Origin of the sequence: Wolbachia endosymbiont of Drosophila leontia (genome assembly GCF_028981785.1) — a bacterium.
Lineage (GTDB): Bacteria > Pseudomonadota > Alphaproteobacteria > Rickettsiales > Anaplasmataceae > Wolbachia > Wolbachia pipientis.
In genome coordinates this window covers 1-1,290 of record NZ_JAPQLK010000076.1, presented here as the reverse complement: position 1 = coordinate 1,290, position 1,290 = coordinate 1, and the positions used below count along the sequence as shown (strand labels likewise).

3 protein-coding genes, 1 tRNA gene and 1 pseudogene are annotated in these 1,290 nt (G+C 35.3%); 1 reads left to right on the top strand and 4 read right to left on the bottom strand.

Annotated features, from left to right (window positions below; translation table 11 throughout):
• The coding region (locus OZD63_RS06270; RefSeq protein WP_275007935.1) for a hypothetical protein at positions 1-80 on the top strand (80 nt) is incomplete at its 5' end.
• Between the two features lie 10 nt (positions 81-90).
• Here OZD63_RS06270 and OZD63_RS02545 read toward each other — a convergent pair.
• The 4 genes and pseudogenes from OZD63_RS02545 to rplU all read right to left on the bottom strand — a co-directional run.
• Positions 91-276 (bottom strand): annotated as a pseudogene (locus OZD63_RS02545) (S-adenosylmethionine synthetase N-terminal domain-containing protein); the annotation flags it as partial.
• A 57-nt stretch (positions 277-333) separates the two neighbouring features.
• Positions 334-410 (bottom strand) — tRNA-Ile (locus tag OZD63_RS02540).
• A gap of 9 nt (positions 411-419) precedes the next feature.
• Positions 420-689, bottom strand: coding sequence for a 50S ribosomal protein L27 (gene rpmA / locus OZD63_RS02535; RefSeq protein WP_274979763.1), 270 nt, complete (start codon positions 687-689; stop codon positions 420-422).
• A gap of 10 nt (positions 690-699) precedes the next feature.
• Positions 700-1,002, bottom strand: coding sequence for a 50S ribosomal protein L21 (gene rplU, locus OZD63_RS02530; protein WP_006279565.1), 303 nt, complete (start codon positions 1,000-1,002; stop codon positions 700-702).
• Positions 1,003-1,290 lie beyond the last annotated feature (288 nt).

The following is a 1,290-nucleotide window of genomic DNA, read 5'->3' as shown; positions in this document are numbered from 1 at the left end:
AAAATTGCGAACGTAAACTCAACACCAGCTTGCAAATGATTGTCCTTTCCTTCATTTCTCTCCTATTACGAAGATTTTAAACAGGTTCTTAGGCCCAAACACTTCCCCAGCCATAATAACGTTATCTTTGGTGACTAAAGTCTCTATTGCAGCTCGCGCAAAAGGATCAGTAAAAAGATACTCATCAAGTATTGCATCTGAAATTTGATCTGCTACTTTATCTGGATGACCAGCCGCCACTGATTCACTGGTTACTAAATTTTCATATAAACTCATGTTTTTGCTTATACAATATCAAAACCGCTATAGAAAACACAGTTAGTAACTACTAAATGGTGGGTCTGGGAAGAGTTGAACCTCCGACCTCACGCTTATCAGGCGTGCGCTCTAACCACCTGAGCTACAGACCCATGATCTACTCAAGCTGAAGCTTTCATATTATCTGTAGGCACGATATCAATAAAAGTCTTTTTATTTGCTGACCTTCTAAAGCTGACCCAGCCTTCTATTTTAGCAAAAATCGTATGATCTTTACCTATACCAACATTCCTCCCAGGATGGAATTTTGTGCCTCTTTGGCGCACAATTATGTTACCAGGAATAACCTTCCCATTCTTCTTTATTCCTAACCTACGACCCGCTGAATCTCTACCATTACAGGAACTACCACCTGATTTTTTAGTTGCCATATCTTACCTCTTACTTTTGAAGACTAATTTCATTTATACGAAGAACAGTTATATACTGCCTATGACCAGTTTTCCTACGGTAATTTTTTCTTCTTTTCTTCTTAAAGATTATAATCTTTTCCCCCCTGCACTGCTCCAACACTTCAGCTTTAACAGTAGCATTAGATGAATAAGATAAGCCATTATTTGAAATACAAATCACCTTATTGATTTCCACCTCTTTTTTTTCTTCAGCTTCTAACTTCTCTACCTTTATTATACTACCTTCTTTTACTAAATATTGCTTTCCACCAGTCTCAATTACTGCAAACATGACAAATATAAATTATTGTTATTAACTTTAATCGTAAACGATGTCATATACGCTGTCAATATAAATAAAAAGCATGACTTAACGTTCTTTTTGAGCTACTAAAATACTTCTATCTGTTTTCATCTTTTATCTACCTTTTCTCAGAACCTGTTAAGGATCTCGAAAATATGAGGTAAAATAAGCATAGTTAAGAAAGAGGTATATCTATGCAAAAAAGCTATCCAAGCGATATAAGTAAAGAACAATTTGAAAAAATTAGACCAATACTGGAGAGTAGCAGAAAGAAAA

Excerpts from the sequence above, each read along its gene's own strand:
- rplU (WP_006279565.1), bottom strand. The coding sequence starts at position 1,002 with ATGTTTGCAGTAATTGAGACTGGTGGAAAGCAATATTTAGTAAAAGAA.
- rpmA (WP_274979763.1), bottom strand. The coding sequence starts at position 689 with ATGGCAACTAAAAAATCAGGTGGTAGTTCCTGTAATGGTAGAGATTCA.